General features: G+C 52.8%; 1 protein-coding gene, 1 rRNA gene and 1 pseudogene. All 3 read left to right on the top strand.

The window, feature by feature from the left end:
- Nucleotides 1–103: 103 nt before the first annotated feature.
- Nucleotides 104–556, top strand: a pseudogene (locus G9C82_RS20595) (IS1595 family transposase); the annotation flags it as partial.
- Nucleotides 557–1,988: 1,432 nt separating this feature from the next.
- Nucleotides 1,989–3,227 (top strand): orc1/cdc6 family replication initiation protein, encoded by a 1,239-nt coding sequence (locus tag G9C82_RS20590; protein ID WP_004966666.1) that lies wholly within the window; start codon nt 1,989–1,991, stop codon nt 3,225–3,227.
- Between the two features lie 1,403 nt (nt 3,228–4,630).
- Nucleotides 4,631–4,860, top strand: a 16S ribosomal RNA gene (locus G9C82_RS20575); the annotation flags it as partial.

The following is a 4,860-nucleotide window of genomic DNA, read 5'->3' as shown; positions in this document are numbered from 1 at the left end:
CACCGAACTCTTTGAGAAGCTCACAGCTCAGCTGAGTTTCGCGGCCTCTTGGATCGACAACTATCTCGGTGGCTATCTTCAAAAGTTACGCTAGGTACTAGAGTCGCGCTCGCGTGGCCTGTCCACGCGTGGGCGTGGTTCGTATAAATGGAGACAAGCCACCGGTTTTCATCATCGCCGGCCGCGGCACCGGACAGCGGTACGTGATCCCGGCGAAAGCCGCAGACGAATCGACGATTCGACTCCTGCTGGCCGACCGCCAGCAGGAGTCGCTCACTGTCTATACCGACGGCTTTCGAGCGTACGAACCGCTCAAAGATGACGACGCACTCGACCGCGAATACGTCGTCCACGGCGACGGTGAATACGCCGACGATGAGGTGCACGTCAACACCTGCGAGAGCCACGCGTCGCAGGTGCGACGGTGGCTCTCGTCCCACCGAGGTACTCCAAAGACAAGCTGACACAGTATCTTAGAGCGTTCCAGCTACGCCGAGAGCTGTTTCGGAAACCCAGCCGAGATGCTCTCAAACACGCTGTTCAAGCAACGCTGTGAAATCAACAATGTGCTACGGATGAGCGCGGGAAGATTATGACCGGGTTGCGCGTGCGCTTGTTGACTCCAGAACAATCCCTGAAGTGAATGCTGGCCGCGTCCATGGATCACTTGGCCGGGTACATCCTGACCCAGCGGTGCTAGATCTGTTCACTGAGTATGGAATCCGGTTCGTTCTTGGATCGGACAGCCACACGCCTGTGGAACTCTCGGAGCGAGTCCCCTAACTACGAGCGGTGACTGGAACTTCAGACCGGTATCCTGTTTCTGAGGTACTACGTGACAATCAACAGCAAGTTCTGGAAACTGCGCTTCAGTGGGTTCGGTTGCTGGATGTTATTTTCTGTTTTGATCGCCTTCAGTAGCCTTCCCATGGTACGGTCAGGACGCTTTCACTGGAACGGCCTTCACCAGACTGGGGCTAAAAAATGGGTCCCATGCCTGTGAGACCAGTCGTTGGATATAGTTTCTTCACCTGTGAAAGCGAGTGAACTAACTGCAAGGTAGACCTTCGAACGTACCGATTTGCCCTATCCGGGACATCAGTGAGGAGCTCGAGCGGATAGAGATATTAGTCAGGTCGGGCCAGCCTTTTGACGCTCTTTTTGTACCAGATACACCAGCAACCCAAGCATTCCAAGAAGTCCGTATGCCATTCCGCGAAGTTTCGGGTTCCAACTCCCGTTGTCTGACACCCGTCAGACCCCACTATTTCTACTATTAGAATTACACATTAGGATAGAAGAAGTAAGAATGGCCACCCACCCCCCACTATTTCCACTAAAGCTAGTAGGACAGGTAAGTTAGGCTCCGCACCTCATTTCTTTCACTAGAACTAGTCCCTACAACAACACCGCTCTAGCCCTACTACGGTCTAGCTATAATGCTATTATTATAAACTTTTCCCTAGATCAAAGTTCATTTTCTGTAGTCGTCGCTACTTCGTTGTTCTTTACTGGAAATAGTGGGGGGAGGGTGTACCAATAATCTACACCATCCCATCCTGCTTCAGTCTCCTGATTACACTTGTTTTACCGATATACTGGAAACGGTGGGGTCTCTAACTCTTATAAAAAGGTATTTACTGGAAATACTGGAACCCAGTGGTCTGACCCATCTGTCACAACTCATGATACAGTGACTCCGATTTACTGGAAACGGTGGGGTGTGTCTAGTCCCCCCACGACACGCTATATACTGGAAATAGTGGGGTACTATCGCTCCACATAGCGCCAAGCGGCAGTTATCTCGTATATACCTAATTCCATTCTACTGGTCTTCAACCGCACCGCGATAGAGCGCAGGTGATATAGTGGAAACAGTGGGGTCCTCCCCATATATCGGAAGGGCCACCCAGTCCTGGTTATACTGGAAATAGCGGAAACGGTGGTCGAAACAACTATTGTGGTAGCCTCACTCATTCACGCATAATATGGGTCCTCGTTTTCAACCGGACGACACGCTGTACAAACGCCGGAATACACTCAAAGTCGAGTATGTGCCGGATGATATCGTTGGCCGGGACAACGAGATTGAGGAATATGAAGCTGCTTTACAGCCGATAATCAATGGTGAGTACCCCGATAACATCTTCATCTATGGAAAGACTGGTGTCGGGAAGACTGCTGTGACGAACTTTCTACTTAATGAACTCCGAGAATCAGCGGACCATTTTGAAGTCGATCTCACCGTCATCTCGCTGAATTGCGATGGGCTGAGTACGAGCTATCAGGCTGCAATCAGCCTCGTGAATAACCTTCGCGGTCACGAGAACCATATCGCTGAGACCGGCCATCCTCAATCCAAAGTTTATCGTCTCCTCTGGAATGAACTGAATAAGCTTTCTGGCAGCGTTATCATCGTTCTCGACGAGATCGACCACATCACGGATGATACCTTCCTCTACCAGATCACCCGTGCCGATAACAACGGCTATATCGACAATATCCAGCTTGGTGTCATTGGGATCAGTAACGATTCGACCTTCCGCGAACAGCTCGATGCGAAGGTGCAGTCATCTCTCTGTGAGACGGAGATTTCGTTCCCGCCATACGGCACGGAAGAACTCCAGAAGGTCCTCGAACAACGGGCCGAGATAGCCTTCCACGAGAGTGCGCTTGAGGACGGCGTCATCCCGCTGTGTGCCGCACTCGGTCGCCAGGATGGTGGTGACGCCCGACGGGCGATCACGCTTCTGCGGAAGGCTGGCGACCTCGCTCGCACTGAAAACGCAAACTCGGTTACGACTGATCATGTCGAACGCGCTCAGGAGAAGCTTGAGGCCCAACAGAGCATGGACATTATGCGCGACCTTACTGAACACGAGCAACTCACACTCTATGCGCTGACCACGCTTGCTGCAGAGGGGGAAACACCCGCCCGCTCTCGGATTGTCTATCAGCGATATAAAGAGCTCTGTGAGTTTCAGGGCCGAGAACCGCGAACTGCGCGCCGAATGCGCAGTTTTCTCTCAGATTTCGAAATTCTCAATCTCACACTGTCTGAAATGGAACATCGTGGTCAGGACGGTGGCACGTACCGTCAGCATGAACTCAATCGCGATATTGCGACTGTCGTTGATGCTCTCCAGACGATTATTGGCGAGTTTGGAGCACATCAAAGTATCATTGAGTACCTGCCCGACTCCGGCGAGGAGTTCGCCACGATGTGACGAGGAAAACACACACCACTGTTTCCGGAGAAAACCGCACTACCTCGGACCAACCAGTGCAACGTACCGGCTCTTGACCTTCTCACCCGCTCCATCTATTGTATCTTTCGCCTTAACCACCCTGAATATTGCTCCAGCATTATCCATCGCTGACACGCCGAAGCAGCGCCTCAAACCTCTCGCGCTGGAGTGGGTGTGCATATACTCCATTCTCCCCCCTGGAAGGTCTGATTTCCCGACTTGCAACACCCCACTGTTGATTTCGACGGAGCGTTAACGCTGTCAACATGCCACATCAAATCTGCCCTGAGAAGATGTCTACGATCAAAGCGAAGAAACGTGACAATGCGTCGTTCAGCGACGCCGTAGCACGACTCATCGACGGGGCGTTCTCTCAGAGACCTTCGCGGTGCGTTCGATGAAGATCAGGTAGCCGATATGCGAGACATCATCGGGCAGGCTGGTCAGGACGACCGTAATGAAGCCCGTGATGTCGCAGGGCGATTTGAATGATTTCGATACGAGCCTTATCTTGGATATCATCGACGCTGTCGTAGCGGCCGTTGAGAAGGAACATGAGTTCGAAGTAGCGAATGTTCCACTGGTGATTTCGGCGATAACAGTCTTGGAACTGTACATCGGCGTCGTACGGGGTCAAACTGGACGGGGAAGTGAAGGTCGCGCACACACGCGCGGAGCGCCCATAGAAGCCGTGCTTGACTCATCCGCGCTGGCCAACACGAACCTAAGCATTTCCCGCCGTGCTGGTCGGGTATTCGGTGAATGCATAGCTAACCGCAGATGACGGCGAAGGGAGCGGTATTGGCAAAGGACGCAGCAATCGCTGCAACCGTTTTGGGGCGTAACGAGTCCGTTTTCGTCGGTGATAGAGGAGACTTCCTACGCGCAACTGATTTACTTCTCACCTCTGAATCGCGGATTGTGCCGACCTGAGCGATGAAATCCTCCACCGATATCCAGATAATATCCCTCAAAACTTGACTATACTTTTCAACTATCGCTCAATTTCGCCGGTCCAATACACTACTGAAACCACCCGTGTGTATGCCACGCGTGTGCCGTGTGGTTCCTGAACATGGCGGGTCCAAGACCGTCCATTTATATACTCCCCTCCCGTCGGATGTAATGCGAAGGTCGCGCCGGGCAGCATTCCCGGAACGACACCCCAACGCCACCCCCGTGGTGGGTTGGGTCACTCGCTTAGAACGCGAGGCCACCGAGGCTTCGTGTTCGTGTATGAGGATTCCACCCCTGCGGTCCGCCGTTAAGATGGAATCTGATGTGAGCCCACGGACCCATGCAGTAGTCAACGCTGGTGTAGGAACCAGTGTGTTAGCTTCCGACGGAGTGCAACCACTTCCGCCGCTGATGTATATCAGCACATTCCGGTTGATCCTGCCGGAGGCCATTGCTATCGGAGTCCGATTTAGCCATGCTAGTTGCACGAGTTTAGACTCGTAGCATATAGCTCAGTAACACGTGGCCAAACTACCCTACAGACCGCGATAACCTCGGGAAACTGAGGCCAATAGCGGATATAACTCTCATGCTGGAGTGCAGAGAGTTAGAAACGTTCCGGCGCTGTAGGATGTGGCTGCGGCCGATTAGGTAG

The organism is Haloarcula sp. R1-2 (assembly GCF_011627385.1).
GTDB lineage: Archaea > Halobacteriota > Halobacteria > Halobacteriales > Haloarculaceae > Haloarcula > Haloarcula marismortui.
Note: the sequence above shows the minus strand (reverse complement) of the source record. Positions and strands in the feature narration are given on the sequence as shown.

Excerpts from the sequence above, each read along its gene's own strand:
- G9C82_RS20590 (WP_004966666.1), top strand. The coding sequence starts at position 1,989 with ATGGGTCCTCGTTTTCAACCGGACGACACGCTGTACAAACGCCGGAAT.